The organism is Rhizobium sp. JAB6 (assembly GCF_003024605.1).
Classification (GTDB): Bacteria; Pseudomonadota; Alphaproteobacteria; order Rhizobiales; family Rhizobiaceae; genus Rhizobium.
Genome location: NZ_PYJQ01000001.1, coordinates 176,907 through 201,104 on the forward strand (window position 1 = coordinate 176,907; position 24,198 = coordinate 201,104).

27 protein-coding genes and 1 tRNA gene are annotated in these 24,198 nt (G+C 58.2%); 16 read left to right on the forward strand and 12 right to left on the reverse strand.

Going from position 1 to position 24,198, the window contains the following annotated elements; all coding sequences use genetic code 11:
• Positions 1 to 46: 46 nt before the first annotated feature.
• Positions 47 to 880, reverse strand: coding sequence for a helix-turn-helix transcriptional regulator (locus tag C7U61_RS00880; protein WP_106996270.1), 834 nt, complete (start codon positions 878 to 880; stop codon positions 47 to 49).
• Positions 881 to 973: 93 nt separating this feature from the next.
• On the opposite strand from C7U61_RS00880, the gene C7U61_RS00885 reads away from it, so the two are divergent.
• Positions 974 to 1,870, forward strand: coding sequence for an SDR family oxidoreductase (locus tag C7U61_RS00885; RefSeq protein ID WP_106996271.1), 897 nt, complete (start codon positions 974 to 976; stop codon positions 1,868 to 1,870).
• A gap of 156 nt (positions 1,871 to 2,026) precedes the next feature.
• Here C7U61_RS00885 and C7U61_RS00890 read toward each other — a convergent pair whose 3' ends face one another.
• On the reverse strand, positions 2,027 to 4,081 hold the full coding sequence (locus C7U61_RS00890; RefSeq protein ID WP_106996272.1) for an AAA family ATPase: 2,055 nt from the start codon (positions 4,079 to 4,081) through the stop codon (positions 2,027 to 2,029).
• A gap of 286 nt (positions 4,082 to 4,367) precedes the next feature.
• On the reverse strand, positions 4,368 to 4,955 hold the full coding sequence (locus tag C7U61_RS00895; RefSeq protein ID WP_210202916.1) for a TetR/AcrR family transcriptional regulator: 588 nt from the start codon (positions 4,953 to 4,955) through the stop codon (positions 4,368 to 4,370).
• Positions 4,956 to 5,200: 245 nt separating this feature from the next.
• Between C7U61_RS00895 and C7U61_RS00900 the strand changes: the two genes are divergently transcribed.
• From C7U61_RS00900 to C7U61_RS00910, 3 genes are read left to right on the forward strand one after another with little or no spacing between them, the layout of a single operon-like run.
• Positions 5,201 to 6,769, forward strand: coding sequence for an FAD-dependent monooxygenase (locus C7U61_RS00900; RefSeq protein WP_106996274.1), 1,569 nt, complete (start codon positions 5,201 to 5,203; stop codon positions 6,767 to 6,769).
• 29 nt (positions 6,770 to 6,798) lie between these two features.
• A complete protein-coding gene (locus tag C7U61_RS00905) occupies positions 6,799 to 7,335 on the forward strand; it encodes a dihydrofolate reductase family protein (RefSeq protein WP_106996275.1) in 537 nt (178 codons plus the stop codon).
• Positions 7,336 to 7,376: 41 nt separating this feature from the next.
• Positions 7,377 to 7,910: a TetR/AcrR family transcriptional regulator gene (locus C7U61_RS00910; RefSeq protein WP_245410716.1), complete on the forward strand. Its 534-nt coding sequence runs from the start codon at positions 7,377 to 7,379 to the stop codon at positions 7,908 to 7,910.
• Between the two features lie 17 nt (positions 7,911 to 7,927).
• On the opposite strand, the gene C7U61_RS00915 is transcribed toward C7U61_RS00910, so the two are convergent.
• A tRNA-Ser gene (locus tag C7U61_RS00915) sits at positions 7,928 to 8,017 on the reverse strand.
• A 232-nt stretch (positions 8,018 to 8,249) separates the two neighbouring features.
• Between C7U61_RS00915 and C7U61_RS00920 the strand changes: the two genes are divergently transcribed.
• Positions 8,250 to 8,567, forward strand: coding sequence for a hypothetical protein (locus C7U61_RS00920; protein WP_106996277.1), 318 nt, complete (start codon positions 8,250 to 8,252; stop codon positions 8,565 to 8,567).
• Here the strand turns inward: C7U61_RS00920 and C7U61_RS19335 are convergent.
• Entirely contained in the window at positions 8,537 to 8,884 is a 348-nt protein-coding gene (locus tag C7U61_RS19335) for a hypothetical protein (RefSeq protein WP_146143939.1), read from the reverse strand. The genes C7U61_RS00920 and C7U61_RS19335 overlap by 31 nt on opposite strands.
• A 49-nt stretch (positions 8,885 to 8,933) precedes the next feature.
• Between C7U61_RS19335 and C7U61_RS00925 the strand changes: the two genes are divergently transcribed.
• The 8 genes from C7U61_RS00925 to deoA all read left to right on the forward strand — a co-directional run bounded on the left by C7U61_RS00925 (position 8,934) and on the right by deoA (position 16,894).
• Positions 8,934 to 9,929, forward strand: coding sequence for a BMP family ABC transporter substrate-binding protein (locus C7U61_RS00925; protein WP_106996278.1), 996 nt, complete (start codon positions 8,934 to 8,936; stop codon positions 9,927 to 9,929).
• Positions 9,930 to 10,009: 80 nt separating this feature from the next.
• Entirely contained in the window at positions 10,010 to 11,521 is a 1,512-nt protein-coding gene (locus tag C7U61_RS00930) for an ABC transporter ATP-binding protein (RefSeq protein ID WP_106996279.1), read from the forward strand.
• Between the two features lie 7 nt (positions 11,522 to 11,528).
• Positions 11,529 to 12,632 carry an ABC transporter permease gene (locus C7U61_RS00935; RefSeq protein ID WP_106996280.1) on the forward strand — a complete coding sequence of 368 codons (1,104 nt, stop codon included), beginning with the start codon at positions 11,529 to 11,531 and terminating at the stop codon, positions 12,630 to 12,632.
• 10 nt (positions 12,633 to 12,642) lie between these two features.
• Positions 12,643 to 13,614, forward strand: coding sequence for an ABC transporter permease (locus C7U61_RS00940; RefSeq protein WP_106996281.1), 972 nt, complete (start codon positions 12,643 to 12,645; stop codon positions 13,612 to 13,614).
• Positions 13,615 to 13,617: 3 nt separating this feature from the next.
• Complete coding sequence (locus tag C7U61_RS00945) at positions 13,618 to 14,010, forward strand: cytidine deaminase (RefSeq protein WP_015338405.1); 393 nt, start codon at positions 13,618 to 13,620, stop codon at positions 14,008 to 14,010.
• A complete protein-coding gene (locus C7U61_RS00950) occupies positions 14,007 to 14,813 on the forward strand; it encodes a purine-nucleoside phosphorylase (RefSeq protein ID WP_106996282.1) in 807 nt (268 codons plus the stop codon). Before C7U61_RS00945 ends, C7U61_RS00950 begins: the two co-directional genes overlap by 4 nt.
• Positions 14,810 to 15,583 carry a deoxyribose-phosphate aldolase gene (gene deoC, locus C7U61_RS00955; protein ID WP_106996283.1) on the forward strand — a complete coding sequence of 258 codons (774 nt, stop codon included), beginning with the start codon at positions 14,810 to 14,812 and terminating at the stop codon, positions 15,581 to 15,583. The genes C7U61_RS00950 and deoC overlap by 4 nt, the downstream gene beginning before the upstream one ends.
• Positions 15,584 to 15,586: 3 nt before the next feature.
• The gene (deoA, locus tag C7U61_RS00960; protein ID WP_106996284.1) at positions 15,587 to 16,894 is read left to right on the forward strand and encodes a thymidine phosphorylase; all 1,308 of its coding nucleotides are present in this window, start codon (positions 15,587 to 15,589) and stop codon (positions 16,892 to 16,894) included.
• A 51-nt stretch (positions 16,895 to 16,945) separates the two neighbouring features.
• Here deoA and C7U61_RS00965 read toward each other — a convergent pair whose 3' ends face one another.
• The 7 genes from C7U61_RS00965 to C7U61_RS00995 form a co-directional block, all read right to left on the reverse strand.
• Entirely contained in the window at positions 16,946 to 17,470 is a 525-nt protein-coding gene (locus C7U61_RS00965) for a TIGR02281 family clan AA aspartic protease (protein ID WP_106996285.1), read from the reverse strand.
• A 126-nt stretch (positions 17,471 to 17,596) separates the two neighbouring features.
• Positions 17,597 to 18,226 (reverse strand): uracil phosphoribosyltransferase, encoded by a 630-nt coding sequence (gene upp, locus C7U61_RS00970; RefSeq protein ID WP_106996286.1) that lies wholly within the window; start codon positions 18,224 to 18,226, stop codon positions 17,597 to 17,599.
• 120 nt (positions 18,227 to 18,346) lie between these two features.
• Positions 18,347 to 19,315: an adenosine deaminase gene (locus tag C7U61_RS00975; protein WP_106996287.1), complete on the reverse strand. Its 969-nt coding sequence runs from the start codon at positions 19,313 to 19,315 to the stop codon at positions 18,347 to 18,349.
• On the reverse strand, positions 19,312 to 20,532 hold the full coding sequence (locus C7U61_RS00980; RefSeq protein WP_106996288.1) for a phosphopentomutase: 1,221 nt from the start codon (positions 20,530 to 20,532) through the stop codon (positions 19,312 to 19,314). Before C7U61_RS00980 ends, C7U61_RS00975 begins: the two co-directional genes overlap by 4 nt.
• 131 nt (positions 20,533 to 20,663) lie before the next feature.
• Complete coding sequence (locus tag C7U61_RS00985) at positions 20,664 to 21,254, reverse strand: TadE/TadG family type IV pilus assembly protein (RefSeq protein ID WP_245410717.1); 591 nt, start codon at positions 21,252 to 21,254, stop codon at positions 20,664 to 20,666.
• Positions 21,251 to 21,871 (reverse strand): TadE/TadG family type IV pilus assembly protein, encoded by a 621-nt coding sequence (locus tag C7U61_RS00990; protein WP_106996289.1) that lies wholly within the window; start codon positions 21,869 to 21,871, stop codon positions 21,251 to 21,253. The genes C7U61_RS00985 and C7U61_RS00990 overlap by 4 nt, the downstream gene beginning before the upstream one ends.
• A gap of 151 nt (positions 21,872 to 22,022) precedes the next feature.
• Entirely contained in the window at positions 22,023 to 22,448 is a 426-nt protein-coding gene (locus C7U61_RS00995) for a pilus assembly protein N-terminal domain-containing protein (protein WP_106996290.1), read from the reverse strand.
• A 404-nt stretch (positions 22,449 to 22,852) separates the two neighbouring features.
• Between C7U61_RS00995 and C7U61_RS01000 the strand changes: the two genes are divergently transcribed.
• The 3 genes from C7U61_RS01000 (at position 22,853) to C7U61_RS01010 (ending at position 24,068) form a co-directional block, all read left to right on the forward strand.
• Positions 22,853 to 23,035, forward strand: a complete 183-nt coding sequence (locus C7U61_RS01000; RefSeq protein WP_004128206.1) for a Flp family type IVb pilin — start codon at positions 22,853 to 22,855, stop codon at positions 23,033 to 23,035.
• A gap of 246 nt (positions 23,036 to 23,281) precedes the next feature.
• Positions 23,282 to 23,464 carry a Flp family type IVb pilin gene (locus C7U61_RS01005; RefSeq protein ID WP_106996291.1) on the forward strand — a complete coding sequence of 61 codons (183 nt, stop codon included), beginning with the start codon at positions 23,282 to 23,284 and terminating at the stop codon, positions 23,462 to 23,464.
• Positions 23,465 to 23,555: 91 nt separating this feature from the next.
• Positions 23,556 to 24,068, forward strand: coding sequence for a prepilin peptidase (locus C7U61_RS01010; protein ID WP_106996888.1), 513 nt, complete (start codon positions 23,556 to 23,558; stop codon positions 24,066 to 24,068).
• Positions 24,069 to 24,198: the final 130 nt, after the last annotated feature.

A 24,198-nucleotide genomic window follows, 5' to 3' on the forward strand; every position in this document is an offset into this window, starting at 1 on the left:
CTGTCAATGGAGAGATGGGCGCCGGCACGCGCGTCACGGTACTTGCCTATGGCCGGGGCAGGAGCGATCTGATCCGCTCGGCATCGTCAGGCGTCACCGGATTATAGACAACCATGCTGAGATCGGTGCGGCCATCGACCGAAAAGGCCGAATATTCAAATGCGAGCGGGCCGAGAACCGGATGGCGTATATGCTTGACGGCCTCGCTATGGACGCCGGGAAAGTCATTGTCGCGCCACATGGCCCTGAATTCCGGACTGAGCCGGCTCAATTCCTCGACGAAAGGTTCGATCTCCGCCGCAGCACCTGCCCGGGCCGCGTCGACGCGGAATGCGCCCAAGGCAAAGCGCGCCACGCTTTCCCAGTCATATTGCATGGCGCGCGCCCGCGGATGGAGAAAGATGTAGCGCAGGATATTGCGCTCCTTGGGCGGCAGCGAGCCGTAATCGATCAGCATCACGGGGGCCGCCCGGTTCCATGCGATGACATCCCAGGTGGCGGTTCGGATGAGGGCAGGGCTCGGTTCCAGCGCATCGAGCACGCGCTGCAGCCGCGGCGTCACGCCGTCATTCTTGCGGTAACGGGCTTCCGGCGGCCGGCCGAGGCCGAGCAGGAACAGATGCTCGCGCTCCACGTCGGTCAGCATCAGCGCGCGGGCAATCCGGTCGAGCACGTCGGCCGAGGGCGCCCCGCCGCGCCCCTGTTCCAGCCACGTGTACCAGGTCGGGCTGATATTGGCGCGCTGGGCCACCTCTTCGCGCCGAAGCCCCGGCGTTCGGCGCCGTTCCCCACCAAAGCCGAGGGTGGATGGGTCGAGTTTCGCGCGGCGGTCCCTGAGGTAGGCCCCGAGCAGGTTTTCCGTTTCGATGAGGTCGGTCATCCTGTTAATGTCTTTACTATGATAAACTCACTACTTTACCAGAATAACCGATAGGTCCAGATTTGTCTCCGACGAAATAAGGAGACTGTACATATGCGCGTATTCGTTACTGGAGCGACCGGAAATATCGGCTCGCATGTCGTCAAGGAGCTGATTGGAGCCGGCCATCAGGTGCTCGGCCTTTCCCGCTCGAAGGAGAAGGCGGTCGCACTTGCCGCCGCCGGAGCCCAGGTTTTGCACGGCACTATCGAAGATGCAGACATTTTGAAAAGCGGCGCCTCGCAATCGGACGGCGTTATCCATCTCGCCTTCAACCACGACTTCTCGAGATTCGTGCAGAATTGCGAGGATGACCGTCGCGTTATCGCGACGCTGGCTTCGGCGCTCGCCGGCTCGGCTCGTCCGCTGGTTATCACATCCGGTACGCCGATCGCCAACACGATTCCCGGCGAGCCGGCCAGGGAGGATAACCCGATTGCAGGTTCCGACGTGCATCCGCGGGCAGCCTCCGAGGAGGCAGGAATCCTGGCAAGCGAGATCGGTGTCAATGTCTCGGTCGTGCGGCTGCCTCAGGTGCATGATCCGGTCAGCCAGGGTCTTATCACGCCGTTGATCGATATATTTAGGCAGAAGGGCGTCTGCGCCTATATCGAAGATGGTCGCGTTCGCTGGCCGGCAGCGCATTTTTCCGATGTTGCCCGTCTCTATCGCCTCGTTGTCGAGCGCGCCGAGCCGAATGCGAAATATCATGCGGTGGCCGAGGAAGGTGTGCCGATGCGCGATATTGTCGAAGTTCTCGGCCGCCGTCTCAATTTGCCGGTGAAATCCGTCGGTAAGGAAGAGGCCCAGGACTATTTCGGCTGGCTCTCGATGTTTGCCACACGCGACATGCTGGCTTCGAGCGCCAAGACGCGTCAGAAGCTCGGCTGGGAACCCAAGGGCCCGACACTGCTCGAAGATCTCGCCGAGCTCAGGGTTGCCGCAGCGTAATGCTAGTGCCAGTAAGCTGACCCATGGCTGGTTTGCGGTCTGACTAAACGTTCGAAAACCCGGCTGGTCTCTTGGCCGGGTTTTGTCGGTTAACGACCGCTCGAATGCCTCGCCGCATTGGCTGCTCGCGTCTAGTGAGCAATGTGCTTGAAAAAACTAATTTGAAATTAGTTGCTTCAGCAGACCTTCAATAGCTCGCCAATTATCAGTGGTGGGAACCCCTCGCATACGTTCCATAATCCGCCGTTTAAATGATCGCAGCGGTATTTTTAGAGTGATGTTCTGCTGAAGTTCACGGAAAAGACGCTTTCCATCGCACCTCTCTTTCCATTCAGCGTCCCAGAGTGGTTGTAATTCCGCCTTGCGTGCTTGGCACTTGCGAACAAATTCACTTTTCCAATTTTGTTCATCAAGGCCGGAAAGTTGCCTAGAAATTCGCTCCAGCCTCGAAAACAGCACATTGGAAGTCTCATCAAAAGATTTACCTGATGTTTCTTTCGGACGTCTGCCCGGATTCTCGTAATTCATGCCTTCATAAACTTCCTTTGCCACGGCATCGTCCAAATGACCTAAAGCTAGCTGCTTTAGCAGGCGGCTTAGCTCCCCTTCGTTGGGTATAGGGGTTTTGACGATATCAGAATCTTTTAGGAGGCTCGTGAGGACGTCAACGTCGATTAGATAGTTTTCTAAGCAGCGTCGATCCCACTGTAAAACCTTGACATTTCGAGAGCTTCTTAAATCTGTTGGAGCTTCATCCTTGTCAAAAATGAAATATCGCGGCGTGAGAGCAGTTCCAGTTCTTTCAGCTTCCTGAAGCTGGCGAATCTGTCTTTCTACCTCAGTTCGGCCGCCGAGATCCTTCAATTTATGCTGGCGCAAAATTGAGCCAAAGCCGAGCTCGAGGATTTCGACATCGTCTTCTCCTTCCACGAATATTGTCGCCTTGTAGAGAAGTCCTTCGCTCTCAGAAGTTCCCAGTTGCCTTAGAGCTTCGCTTACGGCTTCGGAATCAGTTTTTCGTACTCGTGTCAGTAAAGAGCCAGATACTAGGTGAAAGAGCGCACATTCGTCGCGGCCAAAAGTGCCAGCAAGAATTTCAGGGGAATGCGAGCAAAGGATAATTTGAAGATTCTTTCGAACCGCATACGCATCCACTATAAACGAGAGCAGATCTTTGCAGACAGCGGGATTCAGATGCAGCTCAGGTTCGTCAAGCAGGGCTACACCACCTTCCGCCAACGTTCTCTCGATCAATAAGAACGTTAAAATCAAACCCTTTTCGCCACTGCTCATGGCGTCAATGTCAAATACGCGTCCGGACTCTAGATCTTTCACCAATATCGTAAGCAGGCCGTATTGATTTACGCCAGCTCCAACCAATTCTCTTCCTTTTAAAAGGCCCGTAAAGATCCGTTCAAAGTTTTGCCGTATGTGATCTCGCCCTTCCTCTGAACCGACGATTGCGGAAAATATCGTGTTCTTAAGGCGATTGTATTTCGTTTGAGGCTGCGAGTTATGCGATTCAAGTTGCTGTAAAGCATCCTGAATCCCTAATTGAATTGGTTGTTCTCCCCTAGGGAGAGCCCGATCTGCCGGGAAATAGCTAAATTTTGTCGTTTCAGGCGAAAGTGTTTCATCTATGAAGCCTACGATAGCGGCTCCTGTAGGATCTGGGGATGAGATACGACCAGATCCAAAATTTATATGGAGATCAAGGCGACAGACACCACGCATTGCATCTATTCGTTCGAGGCCTTCAGCAATTTCCTTTGAAGTATCGTCGATTGCTTTTTGCCCCACGGGAGAAGATAAATATGCCGCAAAATTTGCGGGAGATAAATTGTCGTTTATTCTGGACCTAACTAGCCGTGTTATGAGCTGAGCTTTCCCGGTTTTTATGTGTGCAATTTCGATTGGATTTAGCTGATAACCGCATTGGATTTTTACTTCTTTTTGCGGATCTCTTGCTATGGCCTCAGCTATGAGCTGCTGGGGATTATGTGGTGACGCTGCACCCATCGAAATTAGCGCCTGAGCCGATTCGTTCTGTGTGCGAGGAGCCAAAATCGCTTTCGGAAGTCGAATTGCCTCTAAGATCGTTGTTTTTCCGATTGCATTTGGGCCGACTAAAACATTTACACGGTCGGTGAATTCGACATCGATTGATTCGATTGCCCGAAAATTCTCTATTTGCAACGTTTTCAAATGCATCGAATACCCTCTCTACCTCTCAGCGCAGATTGATTCGCAATATTCCCACAGCTGAAATATGAATTGCCCCTAAAAAAATATGCAACCTTAATAAATCATTCAGCGATTTTGGCTGCCAGTTTTGACGTGAGACTGAAGTAAATTATTTGCCTAGAGCTTTAGTTGTATCCTGGTAGTCGATGTATACGGCTTTATGCCAGCGGTTTCGCTTTTATAATGAACAAGAATAGTCCTGTCCGTCGACCAACAATGCTGCGGCAATCCATAGGTATTATTGAGCAGATATTCAGATGTACGCCGTTCCGGCAAGAGCGGCGTCGACGCCGGCAAAGCCGCGCTCCATGACATCAAGCAGCGCGGCTTGAGGCTGTCCTTTCTCCCGAAAGACGCGCAGTGCCTTGGCATAGGCGACCACCAGCGTCGACATCAGCATTGCGCCCGCAAGATGCGCGTCCGCATCGGAGCGCGGCCGCCCTGCCGCATCCGACAGCATCGCCGAGAGATCATCGGCAAGCGTCACCTGCAGCCCGCGCGCATATGCCGTCAGCGTCGCGCTTTCGGCTACCATGCGCCAGAACTGGATGGGTCGCTCCGTGATCCTGAAGAGAGGGTGCTGCGTTTCCACCAGGTCGCGCATCAGCGCCTGGAACGCGCGGACTGGCGGCTCTTGGCCGCGATCGGCGAGCGCTTGCCGCACCAGCGTCCGTATTTCGGCTTCACGATCGAAGACCAGATCCTCCTTGCGGCGGAAATAGTTGAACACCGTCTTCCTGGCGACATCGGCCTCCTCGGCGATATCGGTGACGGAGACCTTGTCGAAGCCATGTTCGACGAACAGGCGCGTTGCGACGTCGGAGATCGCCTGACGCGTCATCTCCTTCTTTCGATCTCGGAGTCTGATTGGGTTTGACATGGAGATATTTATACCATAAGTAAATTTATACCGAGTGTAAAAATCGTATTGCAATTGCGAAACCGGTGAAATCTGCACAGGCTTTATGGCCGTTCATGTGACCGGAACCATCGCCGCCCGAATAGCGATGGGCATTTTGCAACCATTCGCGCCGGCTGAGAGTGATCAAGGCCGGAACCAGAGTGCCCTTTGGGTGCGCCGCTCGCTTGAGGAATTCTCTCTTGATCTATGATGTGCTGATTGCCGGCGGCGGACCCGTCGGCCTGTTTCTCGCCTGTGAACTGCGTCTCGCGGGCCTTTCCACAGTGGTTCTGGAGCAGGCGGATGACCCGCGCTCGCCCTTGAAGCGCCTTCCCTTCGGCATGCGCGGTCTCTCGGCGCCGAGCATCGAGGCCTTCTATCGCCGCGGCTTGTTGGAGGACATCGCCGCGCCGAAGCCTGCAAAGGATGCTGCACATTGGATGTATCAGTCGCGCCGGCCTGGCGGCCATTTCGCGGGCATCCAGTTCTTTCACGATAGGATCGACGCTTCGAAATGGCCCTATCGCCTGCCCAGCCCGGTCGGCACCGGCATGATGGTCGAAATGGAAAGCCTCGAAGCTGTCCTTGCGGCGCGTGCGGAGGCCATGGGCATCGAGATCAGGCGCGGCCTCGGCGTCGAGGACTTCGATCAGTCGGAGGAGGAGGTCATTGTCCGCGCTGGTGGCGAGACTTTTCGCGCATCCTGGCTCGTCGGCTGCGATGGCGGCCGCAGCGCCGTCCGCAAGGCCGGCGGCTTCGGGTTCATCGGCACCGATCCCGAATTCACCGGCTATTCTGCCGAAATCGAGATGGCCGACCCGGACAAGCTTCGTCCCGACCGCCATTACACCCCGACAGGCATGTACACTTTTTCACCGCCCGGGACGATCGCGATGGCCGATTTCGATGGAGGCGCTTTCCACCGGACCCAGCCGATCACGCTCGAGCATATGCAGGCGGTGTTGCGTCGCATTTCCGGGACCGATGTCACTGTGACGACGCTCAAGCTTGCCGCCACATGGACGGATCGCGCCTACCAAGTAACCACTTACCGCAGAGGTCGCATACTGCTTGCCGGCGATGCCGCGCATGTCCACTCCCCCTTGGGCGGTCAGGGGCTCAATCTTGGTCTGGGCGACGCGATGAACCTTGGATGGAAGCTTGCCGCCACGATTCGTGGCGATGCGCCGTCCGGGCTGCTCGATACCTATTCCAGCGAGCGACATCCCGTGGGGGCGCAGGTGCTTGATTGGTCACGCGCGCAGGTCGCGCTCATGCGGCCGAGCCGGAGCTCACGCGCGCTCGAGGCGATCCTCCGCGATTTGATCGACACGCGCGGCGCCACCTATTTCGCCGAGCGCGTCTGGGGTGTTTCCATTCGCTATGATCTTGGCGGGAGCCATCCGCTCGTCGGCCGCAACGCTCCCGAGTTCGAGTTGGCCGATGGGACGAGACTTGGCGATCTTCTGAGAGCAGGCAAAGGCCTGTTGCTGGATTTCGATGTCAGCGCATCGCTTAAAGCGCTGGCCAATTGCCGGACTGACCGGATCACCTATGTCGCCAGTGACGTCAAGGATAGGCTTGGCTTGAGTGCTCTGCTTGTGCGGCCCGACGGCGTCGTCGCCTGGGTCGGCGAAGCTGAACCGGATATTGAAGTGGCTGCCGAGGCGGCGTCACGATGGTTCGGCGAACCGATAGAGATTAGCGGCTCTCGCCTTTCATCAGCCATCCTTGACAGCGCCAGCAATCTATAATTATACATTGTATAATTATGGAGATCGAGATGATCACTGGCCATGTTTTCATTGCAACCAGCTTGGATGGGTTCATCGCTCGCGATGACGGCGATATAGAGTGGTTGCTCAGATATGACGCTTCCGGCGAAGACCATGGCTACGATGATTTCATCGAAGACATCGACGCCATCATAATGGGCCGAGGCACCTTCGATGCGGTCCGCGACATGAAGCCATGGTTCTATACCCGCCCAGTGCTCGTTCTTTCGGCCATCCTGGCGGAACAGCCGGTTCCGTCCGAGCTTGCCGGCAAGGTCCGTTTCACAGGAAAGCCGCCGCAGCAAGCCATGGCCATGCTCGAAGCGGAAGGGTGCCGCCGTGTCTATGTCGACGGCGGACGGATCATTCAGTCCTTCCTTCGGGAAGGCTTGATCAGCGATCTGGTGATCACGCGCGTTCCGATACTGCTCGGCAGCGGCCGCCCCCTGTTCGGTCCGCTCGCGCGCGACGTTCATCTCACGCATGTGAGTACTCGTCCGTTTCCTTCCGGTTTGGTGCAATCGGCCTACACGGTTGCGAAATGACCAAGCGAAGCCGAGGCAGGCCACGCGCCGATGAGAACCGCGTGTCGCCGGCAAAAATTCTTTCGGAGGCTTTGGCTCTCCTCGGCAGCGAGGGTTTTGAAAATCTGACGATGCGTGCGGTCGCCACGCGTGCGAACGTCAACCCGATGACGATCTATCACCACTTCCACGATCGGGATGGATTGATCAAAGCACTGGCAGAAAGCGTCTATGCCGATGTTGCCGCGCCTCCTGAGGGAACGGTTCGCTCTCGGATAGAGGGCTTGCTGAAGGCGTATCGGGTAAAGGTGGTGCGCTATCCAGGTCTGACCCTTGCCATCTTCAACCGGCCAGCCGTGTTCCCCGACCATGCCAGGCGGATCACCGACAATCTGACGGATCTGCTGAAAGAACTCGGCCTTTCGCCGTCGCGAACTCTGCTGTGGACGCATATTCTTGTCGATTATACGCACGGTGCAGCCCTTGCCGTGGCGACGGACGCAAATGGCGATGGCCCGCAACCGGCAACAACGGACCGGGAGCATGCGAATTATGAATGCGCAATCTCTGAACTGCTGGATCGTCTGGAGGCGTAGAGCAAACGGTGTTAAAATGGCGGACAGGGAGGGATTCGAACCCTCGGTACGCTTTCACGTACACACGCGTTCCAGGCGTGCGCCTTAAACCACTCGGCCACCTGTCCTTTGGCGTTCGCACCCGGTCAGGAAGCAAATCGTCGGAACGGCCGCGATATATACCGATGAATTCCTGGCAATCAACCCGAATCTGACAGATTTTTGACTTGTCGGCGCAAAACTCCGAATCTCCTCCCCATTGCGCTTGTTTCCCGCGCAACTTATCTAAGAAGATAGATGAGGCGGCATAAGACAGGTCGGCCCGAAAGGGCCTGACGCAGTGAGTATCCGGAGGAGTTTATGCGTTTCCTGTTGCGTTTTGCCAGCCTTGTCGCGCTGGTGGTGGCTGTGATCGCGGGCACCATCGATTCCATTCAATCCGTTGCGGCTTCCGCCGTGGTCATGACCCCGATGGGCGATGCGTGGAACGATGTCAGCCCTTCGTCGCTGGCAAGCCTTCGCTCGACGATCGCCTATTATGTTCATCCCCGCTTCTATGACCTGGCGATGCAATGGCTGCTGTTTCAGCCGGCCTTCGCGGTCTTTCTGGTGATCTCGCTGCTTCTGTGGGTAATCGCCTATAAGCGTCAGCCCGCAGCCGGACGCTTCAGCGCCTGAAAGATGGGATGCCTCCCGGCCTGTGCCATTTGGGGATTTTGGTTGCGCTGGGGGATGATTGGTAATGGGCTTGCGGCAATACCGTGGTGAGCAAAACCGACGATTGCGGCAGACCCACCGGCAGCATTTCTGATCAATAAAATTGCATTTTTAGGCCGAAATTGTTTAAAAAACGGGTCGTTTGGATGGGTTTTCACCAATTCCCACAAATCTTTACCAACTGAAAAATTTCTCGTGAATTTTTCATGCAGCCATGCAAGGATGCGCGCCAGCTTGGCCTCGGGGAGGTCGGCGGTTCCGCAGACTTGCTCGGTCAACGGGCTTGCGGGAGGACCCAACAAGATAGAAACAATAGGGCTGCACCACATGAAAAAATCCCTTTTGACCCTTTTCGCTTTGGCTGCCATGTCGGCAACGGCGCTTGCGGCCGATATCAAGCCGGCGATCGTTTACGGAACCGGCGGCAAGTTCGACAAATCCTTTAACGAAGCTGCCTACAACGGCGCCGAAAAATTCAAGAAGGAAACCGGAATCGCCTATCGCGACTTTGAGCCGACGGGCGACACCCAGGGCGAACAGGCGCTGCGCAACTTCGCCAGCAAGGGCTTCAATCCGGTTATCGCCGTTTCTTTCGCCTGGACCTCGGCTCTCCAGAAGGTTGCAGCCGAATATCCGAAGACCGAATTCGTCCTGATCGACGACAGCCTTGATCTGCCGAACGTCCGGTCGGTCAAGTTCAAGGAAAACGAAGGCTCCTACCTCGCCGGCGTCATGGCTGCCATTGCATCCAAGTCCGGCAAGATCGGCTTCGTCGGCGGCATGGACATTCCGCTGATCCGCAAGTTCGAATGCGGCTACGAGCTGGGTGCGCGTGCCACAAATCCGAAGATCGAAGTCTTCCAGAACATGACCGGCACGACCGGCGCTGCCTGGAACGACCCGGTTCGCGGCGGCGAGCTTACCAAGAACCAGATCGATCAGGGCGCGGACGTTATTTACGCGGCTGCCGGCGCGACCGGCCTCGGCGTGCTGCAGACGGCGGCCGACAACAAGAAGCTGTCGATCGGCGTCGACTCGAACCAGAACTACCTGCATCCGGGTTCCGTTCTGACCTCCGTCGTCAAGCGCGTCGACCTCGCCGTCTACAACGCCTTCAGCGATGCCAAGAACGGCAAGTTCACCCCTGGCACGCAGGAACTCGGCCTGAAGGAAGACGGCGTCACCGTCGCTATGGACGACAACAACAAGTCGCTCGTCACTCCTGAAATGCAGGCTGCCGTGGACAAGGCCCGGACCGATATCGTCGCCGGTACTATCAAGGTCCACGACTATCTGACCGACAACGCCTGCCCGAAGAACTGATATGAAATAAGGGCGTATGACGGGGCAAAAACGTCATACGCCCTTTTCTTATCCGGAAACCGGTTTCTGGAGCCCCTATAGTGAACCAAATCTCCGCCATCGAGCTCGTGGGCATCGACAAGAAGTTCGGTGCTGTCCACGCCAATAAAGATATCAACCTGACCGTCGCCAAGGGCTCGATCCACGGGATCATCGGCGAAAACGGTGCGGGGAAATCGACCCTGATGTCGATCATCTACGGATTCTATCAGGCCGACAGCGGCGAAATCCGCATCAACGGCAAGCCTATCGCCATTCGCGACAGCCAGACGGCGATCGCAGCCGGTATCGGCATGGTGCACCAGCATTTCATGCTGGTCGACAATTTTACCGTCCTTGAAAACGTCATGCTGGGCGCCGAAGGCGGCGCGCTTCTTGCCAAGGGCGTGGCGGCCGCGCGCGCCGAGCTCGGCCGGCTGGAGAAGGACTACGGCCTGGAGGTTGATCCGGACGCGCTGATCGAAGAGCTTCCCGTCGGCCAGCAGCAGCGTGTCGAGATCCTGAAGGCGATGTATCGCGGCGCGGAGATCCTCATTCTCGACGAGCCTACCGGTGTGCTGACGCCGGCAGAAGCCGACAATCTCTTCCGCATCCTTCGCGTTCTGCGCGACCAGGGCAAGACGATCATTCTCATCACCCATAAGCTGCGCGAGATCATGGCGATCACCGACACGGTGTCGGTCATGCGCCGCGGCGAGATGGTTGCCACCCGCAAGACGGCGGAAACCACTGTCGAGGAACTGGCCGAGCTGATGGTCGGCCGCCGCGTGCTGCTGCGCGTCGAAAAAGGTGCTCCCAATCCGGGCGATATCCTGCTGTCCGTGCGCAATCTCACGGTCAAGGATGGCCGCGGCGTCACCATGGTCGACAATGTCTCCTTCGAGGTCCGCGCCGGCGAGATCGTCGGCATTGCCGGTGTCGCCGGCAACGGCCAGTCGGAATTGCTGGAGGCGATCGCCGGCATCCGCAAGCCCGCCTCGGGCGAAATTCTCCTGCATGGCAAGCCGATCGGCAATGCCGATCCCGCCGCGCTACGTGAACTCGGCCTTGCTCATATTCCGGAAGATCGACACCACATGGGCCTCGTCCTCAAGTTCGAAGAATATGAGAATTCCATGCTCGGCTATCATCGCGACCGCAAATACGGGCGTGGCGGAATGCTCGATCTCGATGCCATGCGCAAGGACGCGATCGAGAAGATCGAGAAATACGATATCCGCCCGCCGAACGCGCGGCTGAAGACTGCGAATTTCTCCGGCGGCAACCAGCAGAAGATCGTCGTCGCCCGCGAGATCGAGCGCGACCCGAAGGCTCTGCTGATCGGTCAGCCGACGCGCGGCGTCGATATCGGCGCCATCGAATTCATCCATCGCCGCATCATCGAGATGCGCGACGCCGGCAAGGCGATCCTGCTGGTGTCTGTGGAGCTGGATGAGATCCGCGCGCTTTCGGACCGTATCCTCGTCATGTTCGCCGGCCACATCGTCGGTGAAAAGTCGGCCGAGGCCGGTGAACAAACACTCGGCCTGATGATGGCCGGCATTGCCGCGTGAGGCGTATATGAGCACGGCTTCCGTTCCGCTCCCCAATTGGATCACCTATGGTTTGATCCCCCTTCTCAACCTGATCGTTGCCTTCCTGATTTCCGGCCTTGTCGTCTGGTTTATCGGCGAGAGCCCGCTCGACGCGCTTGTCCTGCTGCTGCAGGGCGCGCTTGGCAGCGGCGAAGGCATCGGCTTCACCCTGTATTATGCGACGAGCTTCATCTTCACGGGCCTCTCGGTCGCCGTCGCCATCCATGCCGGCCTGTTCAACATCGGTTCGGAAGGCCAGGCCTATCTCGGCGGCCTCGGCTGCGCCCTGGTGGCGCTGACCCTCGACCATTATGTGCCCTGGTATGTGACGATGCCCTTTGCCGTCATAGGCGCGGCGATCTTCGGGGCGCTCTGGGCCTTCATTCCTGCCTGGCTGCAGGCCAAGCGCGGCAGCCACGTCGTCATCACCACGATCATGTTCAATTTCATCGCATCGGCGATGATGAACTTCCTGCTGGTGCATATACTGATCGTTCCAGGCAAGATGGCCCCCGAAACCCGCACGTTCCTTGAGGGCGGCCAGCTGCCGAAACTTGGCTGGTTGATGGATATGTTCGGCTCGACCATCGGTGCGGCACCGCTCAACGTCTCCTTCCTGATTGCGTTGGTCATGTGCTTCCTGGTCTGGGTGCTCGTCTGGCGCACCAAGCTGGGCTATGAAATGCGCACGCTGGGCCTCAGCCCTACCGCTGCGGTCTATGCCGGCATTCCCTATGCCCGCACGGTCGTCATCGCCATGCTGCTTTCCGGCGGCCTTGCCGGCATGATGGCGCTCAATCCCGTCATGGGCGCGTCCGCGCGTCTGCAGGTCGAGTTCGTGCTTGGCGCGGGCTTCGTCGGGATCGCCGTGTCGCTGATGGGCCGCAATCATCCCCTGGGCATCATCGCGGCGGCGATCCTGTTCGGCATTCTCTATCAGGGCGGCGATGCACTGTCCTTCGACATGCCGAATATCACGCGCGACATGATCGTGGTGATCCAGGGCCTCGTCATCCTGTTTGCCGGGGCCCTCGAGTACATGTTCCGACCTGCGCTCGTGCGCATCTACCAGACATTCGCCAGGACGTGAGGATCGGACGATGGACTATTATGATCTTCTCATCAGCATATTTGGCTCGACGATCCGCCTGTCGATTCCGCTGATCTTCACCGCGCTGGCTGGCCTGTTTTCCGAGCGCGCCGGCATCTTCGATATCGGCCTCGAAGGCAAGATGCTGGCTTCCGCCTTCGCTGCCGCCTGCGTCGCCTCGATCAGCGGCTCGCCCTGGGCCGGCCTGGGCGCCGGCGTTGTCGTCTCGGTTGTCGTCGGTCTGCTGCACGGCTTCGCCTCGATCACCAATCGCGGCAACCAGATCGTCTCGGGCGTCGCGATCAACTTCCTGATGGCCGGCCTGACCATCGTTCTCGGTCAGGCCTGGTTCGGCCAGGGCGGCCGCACTCCGACCTTGCCGGCCACCGCACGTTTTTCCGGCATCACGCTGCCGGGTGCCGATGCCCTTCGCGATGTTCCGTTCATCGGGCCGCTCTATGCGAATGTCATCTCGGGCAACAATATCCTGACCTATCTGGCCTTCCTGGCGGTGCCGATCTCCTGGTGGATTCTCTATCGGACCCGCTTCGGTCTGCGGCTGCGCGCCGTCGGTGAAAATCCCGGCGCTGTCGATACCGCCGGCATCTCGGTCGAATGGCTGCGCTATCGCTCGCTGATAGCAGCTGGCATTCTCTGCGGCTTCTCCGGCACCTATCTTGCCATTGCGCAATCGGCCGCCTTCATCAACAACATGTCGGCCGGCAAGGGCTATATCGCTCTCGCCGCACTGATCTTCGCAAAGTGGAAGCCGGTGCCGGTCATGTTCACCTGCCTGCTGTTCGGCTTTCTCGATGCCTTCGCCAATTTCATGCAGGGCAAGGCGGTTCCGGGCGTCGGCGAGGTGCCGGTACAGATTTTCCAGGCGCTGCCCTATATCCTCACCTGCATCCTGCTTGCAGGCTTTATCGGCGTCGCCAAGCCCCCGAAGGCCGGTGGCGTGCCCTATACCAAGGAGCGCTAGCCCATGTCGCATGATCTGTTCGAGGCCGCGCGCGGCGCGATGGCGTTCGCGCATGCTCCCTATTCGAAATTTCCGGTGGGCGCGGCGATCCGCGCCGAGGACGGCAAGATCTATACCGGCGCCAATATCGAAAACCTGTCCTTCCCGCAGGGTTGGTGCGCCGAACCGACTGCGATCGGCCAGATGATCATGGGCGGCGCCAAAAAGATCGTCGAGATTGCCGTCATCGCCGAGAAGCTGCCGCTCTGCCCGCCCTGCGGTGGCTGCCGGCAGAAGATCGCCGAATTTGCCAGCAAAGAGACACGCATCTATCTTTGCGACGAAACCGGCGTGAAGAAGACCATGACCATGGACGAGATGCTGCCCTTCAGCTTCGAAACGGAGGTGCTCGGATGAACGCGGCCGTCGATATCCTCACCGAGAAGCTTGGCGAGCTGAAGCCGCGCTATGGCATCATTCTGGGCTCCGGTCTCGGTTCTCTCGTGGACGAGGTCAAGGACGCGCTGCGCATTCCCTATGCCGATCTGCCCGGCTTCCCGCTGAGCGCGGTCTCCGGCCATGCCGGTACGCTGGTGGCGGGCAAGCTCGGCGATGTCCCCGTCATCATGCTCTCCGGCCGGGTGCATTATTACGAAAGGGGCGACGCTAATGCCATGCGGACGCCGATCGAAACCCTGAAGGCGCTTGGCGTCGATACGCTGATCCTGACGAACTCTGCCGGATCGCTGCGGGAAGAGATGCCGCCTGGATCGGTGATGCAGATCACAGATCACATCAACTATTCCGGCATGAACCCCCTGATCGGCGAGGAAAGCGACAGGCGCTTCGTCGGCATGACGAGCGCCTATGATACCGACCTCATCATGCGCATGCGCAGGGCGGCGGAAAAGGCCGAGATCAAGCTGTCGCACGGCGTCTATATGTGGTTTTCCGGCCCGAGCTTCGAAACGCCGGCCGAGATCCGCATGGCGCGCATCCTGGGTGCCGATGCCGTCGGCATGTCGACGGTGCCGGAAGTCATCCTCGCGCGTCTTTTCGGTTTGAGGGTTGCCGCTGCCTCCGTCATCACTAATTATGGTGCTGGCATGACCGGCGGCGAGCTCTCGCATGAAGACACGAAGGACATGGCTCCGGTCGGCGGCGCACGCCTTGCCGCCATCCTGAAAGAAATGATCGCTGACGAAGGAGACCCAGAATGACGGGCCATTCCCTGAGAGAAACGGCAGCCGTTGCGCTTTCCCTTCTCGATCTCACCAATCTTAGGGATGACTGCACCCCGGCTCAGATCGAGGCGCTGTGCGCCCGCGCGCAATCGCCCTATGGCAATACGGCCGCCATCTGCATCTGGCCGCGTTTCGTCGCTCAGGCGCGCGGCATTCTCGGTGTCGATCATGTCATAAAGATCGCGACCGTGGTGAATTTCCCGGCCGGCGACATGGAAGTGGCAGATGTTGCCGCCGAGGCACGCGAAGCCATTGCCGATGGTGCCGACGAGATCGATCTGGTCATCCCCTATCGCGCCTTTCTGGCGGGTAATGAGCAGGCCGTCACCGATATGGTTGCCGCGGTAAAGGTGGAATGCAAAGGCCCGGTCCTTCTGAAGACCATCTTGGAAACCGGCGAAATCAAGGATACCGCTCTCATCCGGCGCGCGTCAGAGCTCGCGATCGATGCTGGCTCCGATTTCATCAAGACGTCCACCGGTAAGGTTGCCGTCAACGCGACGCTCGAAGCCGCTGACATCATGCTGCGCGCCATTCGCGCCAGCGGCCGCAAGGTCGGCTTCAAGCCGGCCGGCGGCATCGGCTCCGTTTCCGATGCGGCTCTCTATCTCAGCCTCGCCGAGACCATCATGACGCCCGATTGGGCCATGCCGTCGACCTTCCGTTTCGGTGCGTCGAGCCTGCTCGACGATATTCTGAACGTGCTGGCCGGCGGCGAGTCCAAGACGGCATCGTCAGGCTACTGATCCATGATCCCGCAGGAGATCATCCGGCAGAAGCGCAACGGCGCTACCCTTTCGGCCGCCGATATCGATGCGTTTATCGGTGCTTTGGGTCGCGGCGAATTGGCTGAAAGCCAGATCGGCGCCTTTGCCATGGCCGTCTGGTTTCGCGGCATGACGCGCGAGGAGACGGTGGCGCTGACGCTCGCCATGGCCCGCTCCGGCGATACGCTCTCCTGGGATGGCATCGGCAAGCCGATCGCCGACAAGCATTCGACGGGTGGCGTCGGCGACAATGTCTCGCTGATGCTCGCCCCCATCGCAGCCGCCTGTGGCCTCGCCGTGCCGATGATTTCCGGCCGGGGTCTCGGCCATACCGGCGGCACGCTGGACAAGCTGGAATCCATTCCCGGCTACGGGATCACCCCGGATGCTGCCCATTTCCGCAGGGTGGTCGAGGAGGTAGGCTGCGCCATCATCGGCCAGACTGGCGCACTGGCGCCCGCCGACGGCAAGCTCTATGCAGTGCGCGATGTTACCGCGACCGTCGATTCCGTTCCGCTGATCACCGCCTCCATCCTGTCGAAGAAATTGGCGGCGGGGCTGGAAACGCTGGTGCTCGATGTCAAGATAGGCAGCGGCGCCTTCATGACTTCGCAGGAAGAAGCGGAGACGTTGGCGCGCTCGCTGGTGGAGGTGGCCAATGGCGGCGGGGTGAAAACCTCCGCTCTGATTACGGATATGAACCAGCCTCTGGCCGATGCGGCCGGCAACGTGGTCGAGCTTCGCAACTGCCTTGATTTCCTGAAAGCCAGCAAGGCAGGCACCCGGCTTGAGACGGTTGTCCTGGCCTTTGCATCCGAAATGCTCGTTCAGGCCGGTATCGCCGCGAACGCTGCCGAGGCGGAGGGCAGGGCGCGCGAGGCTCTGGCCTCGGGCAAGGCGGCAGAGATTTTCGGCCGTATGGTGCATGCGCTTGGCGGCCCCGCGGATTTGCTGGAACATCCGGATCGCTATCTAGCAAGCGCGCCGGTACAGAAGCCGGTTCTCGCCGCTGCCGATGGCTGGCTTGGCGCCTGCGATGCGCGGGGGATCGGAATGAGCGTCATCGATCTCGGTGGCGGCCGCCGCCGCCCGCAGGACAAGATCGACCATCGCGTCGGTTTCAGCGACATTCTGCCGCTCGGCACGAAGGTGAGCAGGGGCGATCGCATCGCCACCGTTCACGCAGCGAACGAGGCAAGCGCGCAGAAGGCTATAACCGATTTATCGGCAAACTATCGCATTGCGGATGCGGCGCCCGCTTCGTCGCCTGTCATTGTCGGAAGGATTTGATGTCAAGGCGGCCGTGGGCCGCTTGGCAATCTCGTAAGATCGCCTTCTATCCTATTGCTTCAGAAGCAGGGTGCCATTCTGCACACCATAGGAGTTGAGCTTCTTCATGAAGCTCATGCCGATGAGCGTCGTGCTCAATGCGCTGTCCTTTGCCACCACAGCCTCGATATCGCGGACCCGGATCGTGCCGATCTCCAGGCGGTCGAGTTTGATGTGGGCGACTTTTGAACTGCCGTTCGCCGTTTGGACTGAGTAGCGATAGTCGAGATCGATGCTGCTGAAGCCGAGGCTGCGCGCGGTGCTCTCGTTCATCGCCACATAGGTCGCGCCGGTATCGATCATCCCGTGCACAGACCGACCATTGATGGTGAAATCGCCTTCATAATGGCCGCCTGCATTGGCGCGCAGCTGAACGCTTCCATAGGAAACGGCGGCTTCCGCCTTCGGAGGGGCAAGCGAAACCGCTTCGACCGGCGCGGGTTTCGCGGTACGTTCGCCATAGCTGCTCACCAGCATCGGCACCTGGGTCGCCGCAATAGCAATGACACCGGCGAAGGCAAGAACACGAACGAGCATCGGCAAGGCCCCTCCTGCGGGCCATGCCATTTATAAGCCGAGAGTGCTGAAAGGATGCTAAAGCAATGAATAAAAAACCCGGCAGTCGGATAACCGCCGGGCGTCATGAAAAGTATAAGAACGGATTTACTTGGTGCCGTACATGCGGTCGCCGGCATCGCCGAGACCCGGCACGATGTAGCCCTTCTCGTTCAGGTGGCTGTCAATGGCGGCCGTGAAAACCGGAACGTCCGGATGCGCCTTGCGGAAATTGGCGATACCTTCCGGAGCCGCCAGCAGGCAGAGGAAGCGGATATTGTGCGCACCGCGCTCCTTCAGCTTTTCGATCGCTGCAATCGAGGAGTTGCCTGTTGCCAGCATCGGATCGACGACGATGATCAGGCGCTCAGAGATATCCTCGGGCGCCTTGAAGTAATATTCGACAGGCTGCAGCGTTTCATGATCGCGGTAGACGCCGATATGCGAGACGCGCGCCGAGGGCACGAGATCGAGCATGCCTTCGAGCAAGCCGTTGCCGGCGCGCAGGATCGAGGCGAAGACCAGCTTCTTGCCCTCGAGGATCGGCGCATCCATCGGCTGCAGCGGCGTCTCGATGGCTTCGATCGTCAGTTCGAGGTCGCGTGTCACTTCGTAACAGAGCAGCGTCGAAATCTCGCGCAGCAGCCGGCGGAAGCTTCCTGTCGACGTGTCCTTCTTGCGCATGATGGTGAGCTTGTGCTGCACAAGCGGGTGATCGATGACAGTGACGCCGTCCATGGTTTCAGCCTTCCAATAATTCCGCGATATGAGATGGTTCTTTCACGGAAATCGCCTCTGGTGCAAGAAAATAGGCCGCTTTTGGAGATTTCATCCCCAATCTGGGCCCAAACCCTGCCTTTAGAGTTTCGCAAGCAACGCCGCCCGTGTCGCCTCGTCCACGAAGGCCGCCTTGATCGCCGTGCGGGTCATGGCGTTGATTTCGTCGTCGCTGAAGCCGAAGGCTGACGACGCCAGTTCGTATTCCCGCTCGAGCGAGGTGTGGAAGAACGGCGGGTCATCGGAATTGATCGTCACCTTCACGCCGGCGTCGCGCAACCTGCGCAGCGGATGCGACTTGAAATCCGGAAAAACATTGAGCGCGATGTTAGAGCCGGGGCAGACTTCCAGCACGATGCCGAGATCGGCAAGGCGCTTGACAAGATCCATGTCCTCGATGGCGCGCACGCCATGGCCGATACGATCGGGGCGCACCAGATCCACCGCGTCGGCGACGCTAAATGCGCCGCAGACCTCGCCAGCATGGATGGTGATGCCAAGTCCCGCCTCGCGGGCAATATCGAAGGCGCGGGCGTAATCGGCGACGCGGCCCATGCGCTCCTCGCCGGCCATGTTGAAGCCGGCGATCAGCGGGTTATCGCTTTTGGCGGCATATTCCGCCGCCTTCACCACGCGCTCCGGCCCGAAATGCCGTTCGCCTGTCACGATCAGCCGCGCCTCGATGCCGGTCTTTGCCTTGGCGGCGCGAATGCCCGCCGAAACGCCCGCCATATAGGCGTCGGCGCCGAGGCCGATGCGGTCGCCATGATCGGGCGAGACGATGAGCTCGCCATAGATCGTCCCGATGCCGGCAAGCTCTTCGAGATAGGTTTCCGTCAGCAGCGCATAGTCTTCCTCGGTGCGGTAAGCCTCGGAGACCTTGTCGTAGCAGACGAGGAATTCGGCAAAATCTTTCCAGAGGTAAACACCGTCCTTGAGGAAGGCACTGGTATCGACCCCGTATTTCTGTGCTTGGGCGAGCGTCAATGCCGGCGGGGCCGCGCCCTCCAGATGACAGTGCAGCTCCACCTTCTTCAGATGCGATGTCAAAGGAAGCTCCTCCCATGCGGCCCGGCCGCTATTTCCAGATGACGCGCAACCGTCTCGCCGATATCCGCATAGGTTTGACGGATGCCAATAGAGCGCGAGCGGATGCCCGGCCCGTAAGCCATGACGGGCACACGCTCGCGCGTATGATCGGTGCCGCGCCAGGTCGGATCGCAGCCGTGATCGGCTGTCAGAATGACGAGATCGCCGGCCTTCAGCTTCTTGTGCACTTCAGGCAAGCGAGCATCGAAGGCTTCGAGCGCTGCGGCATAGCCCGGCACGTCGCGGCGATGGCCGTAGACCATGTCGAAATCGACGAAATTGGTGAAGACCAGATCGCCATCCTCGGCTTCGTCCATGACCTTCAGCGTCGCATCCATCAGCGCCATGTTGCCATTGGCCTTGATGACCCTTGAAATACCTTGATGGGCAAAGATATCGCCGATCTTGCCGACGGCATGCACCGTGCGTTCAGCCTTGACGAGGCGGTCGAGCAGCGTCGGCTCGGGCGGCAGAACGGAAAAATCGCGGCGATTGCCGGTTCGCTCGAATGTCGCCACCGTTTCGCCGACAAAGGGGCGGGCGATGACGCGGCCGATATTGTAGGGATCGAGCAGCGTGCGCACGATCTTGCAGAGGCCGATCAGCCGCTCGAGGCCGAAATGCCGTTCATGTGCCGCGATCTGGAAGACGGAGTCCGACGAGGTATAGCAGATCGGCTTGCCGCTGCGGATATGTTCCTCTCCAAGCCTGGCGATGATGTCGGTGCCGGATGCGTGGCAGTTGCCGAGAATCCCTGGCAGGTCGGCGGCCTCGCAGACGGCCTTCACCAGCTCCGGCGGAAAGGCATCGCCCTCGGTCGGAAAGTAACCCCAGTCGAACATGACGGGCGTACCGGCGATCTCCCAATGACCCGAAGGTGTGTCCTTGCCGCGGGAGACTTCGTTGGCACAGCCATAGAGACCATAGAGCTTCTCCGGCTGCGGCATGCCGGCGGGATAGCTGCCGGTGGCCGTCTTGGCAATTTCCAGCAGCCCGAGCCCGGACATGATCGGCAGGACGAGCGGGCCCTGACGCAGGCCTTCCCGGTCGGCAGCGCCGGCAGCGCAGAACTCGGCGATATGGCCGAGCGTGTTGGCGCCTTCGTCCCCGTAGCTTGCCGCATCCGAGCCGCCGCCCACGCCAAAAGAATCCAGAACGAAGAGAAAGGCGCGCGCCATAGATCACCCGATAAGAATACCGTCGCCCGGCAAGTCTTCCGGGTTATTGGACCTCACCCATATAACGGAGGCGTCGACTTGGCAATTTTCCGGTTGGAAGCGCTGTTTAACACCTCTCAGCGGCGAAGTTTTCAGCAGTCGCTGCAGCTGATCGAAGTGCCGACACGCTGGCGATAGTAATATTGCCGGCTGATGGTGATCTGGTTTGTGCCGCTCGGCAGGAAATTGGCGCCGAAGCTGAGGAGCTGATAGGGCAGGGCAAGTTCGCTGCGGACGAGAAATGTGCTCGCCTGGTTCATGTTGGCGGGCAAAGTGACCGTCGAGCCAACCGTATATGGCCTGGTTCCATCCTGCGCCCAGGACCATGTGACGGTGGCCTTGCCTGAAGCGTCGATGGTGATGCCGGTGATCTTCAGCGTCAGGCCGGCGGTGCTATAGGGTGCGAAGATAGCACCGGCGACAGAGGGCATTGTCGCAAGTATGGACTTTGTGACCGACGATTGCTGCGAAATGATATCCGCAATCGAACCGGCCGAACGGCTGGCTCGCTTCGAGGCGCTGAGGCCGACGGTAAGCTCGAAAGCGCCGAGATAGAGCATCAGCAATACGGGAAAAAGAATGGCGAATTCGATCGCGCCGACGCCACGCTCGTCGCGGCTGAATCGTCTCAGGATGCCGCGGCGCGCACCGTCCCTCCCGGTCATGCTCGCGGGGCCGCTCATGGATAATTCTCGTTCTGAAAGGCCGCCGTTGCGACGATGAGATAGACCGACGCCGAACCGTCGGTCGGATGCACGTTGGTTAGATAGGGGCGCAGCAGATCCGTTATGATCCCCCAGCGATAGTAGGCGCGCACCATGTTCAGCGATTTGGCACCGCCCGGCGCAAAAGTAAAACCTGTGGTGCTGAGGTCGGAATAGGGATCGGTTGACGACTTGCGTGGGATCGTCGTCGGCATGGATGCGAAGCTCGAATAGCTTTCCACATCGAGATAGAGATTTGTCGGCGTCTGTAGTTCGGAAGAAGAGCAGGTAATGAGCACGGAAATCTCATTGCAGAATGCCTGCCGGAATTGCTGTGAGCTGGTATTGGCCGCCGTAATCTGTCCGGTCCGGATCTGACGCGACAGAGTATCGACGGCGTTCGAAACGACTTGCTCCGCGGTAAAGGCGACAAAGGTTTCGATAATGGCGAAGATGATCAGAAAATAGGGAATCGCAAGCAGAGCGAATTCAATCGCCGCCGTCCCATCGCGAGAACGCATGAGCTCGCGCAATCTGCCCCGGGCACGTTGCCGTGCAGGGCTCGTGTTGGCGAGAAGCGCGTTCGCTGGTGTCATAGGTCATCCGCGATGTTTAATGCGGAGACACTAGAGTTGCTTTCTTGATAATCCGTTTCTCTTCTCTATTCATATTTAGAGGAAACTAGATTATCGAGCGTAAGCCAATTCTTATAAAAGTACTTTAGAATATTTTCGTTATTGAATGTTACTATGGCCCTGAGGCGGCGGCCGGCGTCGCCGTATTGTTTTGCTGGGCGTGCTGTTCGCAATTCGGCGTACATGATAGGACGGCTCGATCCGTCTGCCGGAAAACACGAACCGTATTGCCTTCATCAATCGACACCAGAATCTGCTCGTCTACGATCGCATTGCCGTCGGTATCGAGCAGGATGATGTTGGTCGTGCCGAAGCTGCGGCCGGTCAGCACGATGGTTTTCGGATCGGCGACCGTTGCATCCGCGACCTGCGAATTGCCGACAATGACCTTGCTGACGGGGCGATCGAGCTTCAATACGCGCGCGTGATCCATATAAACGCGCAGCATGCTCTCTCCGGCAGCGTGGGAAAGTTGCGGCATGATGCCGGCCACGACAACGATGCAGGCAAGGAATGCTGTTCTGCCGCCGATTGGCATGGCTTGGCCTCTTGGAAAGCTGTGGCGAAAAGAATTTCCGGATAGAATGGGAAAGAATGGTGAATGAACGATTAAGCTGACCTGGCATCGTTCGATTATGGCTCGGATGTCCCATGCACAACCGTCATCGCCACGTCATCGCGACAATCGTGTATTGTTTCGAGACGAAACCTATATCACCCTAATATTCATCCATCTAATAATCTCGATCTGGCTGAAGAAATTCTTTAAAATGCAAGGAAGAACATAAGATGTTTCATTAACTGTTCTATTTTCGCTTTTGTATTTACTATGAGTTAACCTAATTCTTTAAAGCGATGGAAACGGCGCGCGGCTACCGTGCAGTTCATCCGATCAACGGCAACAGTTGGCGGACGTGCTGTCAACAAAGTGGAGTTAAACTTATGTCCAAGCTTTTTTCGCGTTTTCTGAAGGATGAATCCGGCGCGACCGCAATTGAATATGGCCTGATCGCCGCCCTGATCTCGGTCGCCATCATCACCGGCGCGACGACCCTCGGAAATACGCTTAGTAACACGTTCCAGAACATCTCGAACAAGATGAACACTGCTTCGGCAGCGCATTAATCGGTTCTAGTCGTGTAGCGGAGCGCTTAATGGAGGAACCGCTCAGTAAAGTGAGCGGTTTTGCCTTTGAGGTGCGCCAGGTTGGATCATTGTCATTATCGAGGCCGAGGCACTGTTATTTGCCCGCAGTCCATGTCGGTTACGACGATTAGAGCGATGGTAACGGCGCGCAGCTTCAGTACAATTCATCCGATCAACGGCAATAGTTGTTAGACGTGCTGTCTACGAATTGAATGGAGTAAGTTCATGTTCAAGATTTTCTCGCGCTTTTTGAAGGATGAATCGGGCGCCACCGCCATCGAATATGGCTTGATCGCCGCTCTGATCTCAGTTGCGATCATTACTGGCGCAACCACCCTAGGAAATACACTTAGCAACACCTTCCAGAATATTTCGAATCAGATGAATACTGCTTCAGCGGCGCATTGATGGATAGTAGTATTGTAACGGAATGCTTGCGATAAAATCGCTCAGCAAAACGAGCGATTTTTACGTTGTTAACATAGGACTGGATATTGTCGTGGTCGAAGCCGCGGTATTATTTATCTTTCCGCTCTGTATGTCGATCGCGGCGATCTCGGATATGCTGACCATGACGATCCCAAATCGTCTGTCGCTGGCGCTCGCGATATCGTTCTTTGTGCTGGCGCCTCTTGTCGGACTGTCCGTTGCTGAAATCGGCACGCACGTGGCCGGTGCTGGTGCCGTATTCTTTGCCTGTTTCACATTATTCGCACTGAACGTTATGGGTGGTGGTGACGCAAAGCTCCTAGCTGCTGCTGCGCTTTGGTTTGGCTTTGATGCATCGCTCCTAGAGTTCTTGGTCTACGTCGCGTTTATCGGCGGTGTAGTTACAATTTTGATCATGTTGCTCCGCTCGCAGGCCAACACGATCTTGGCCATCGGTCTCCCGCTGCCGAATTCTTTGGTGATCGCCAAGAAAATCCCTTACGGCATCGCGATCGCGATTGGCGGCATTCTCGCCTTTCCGTCTTCACCAGTCTTGATTGCGGCAACACGCGCCTTGGCTTGAGGTGGCGAGAAAAAACAACTCGCATATATATTTCTAATACACCAAGTAATCACGGTTAAATAACAATAAATGTAACCACCCATTAACCATAATTACACCAATTGCCGGTCATTCTGCAGGGCGAAGAATC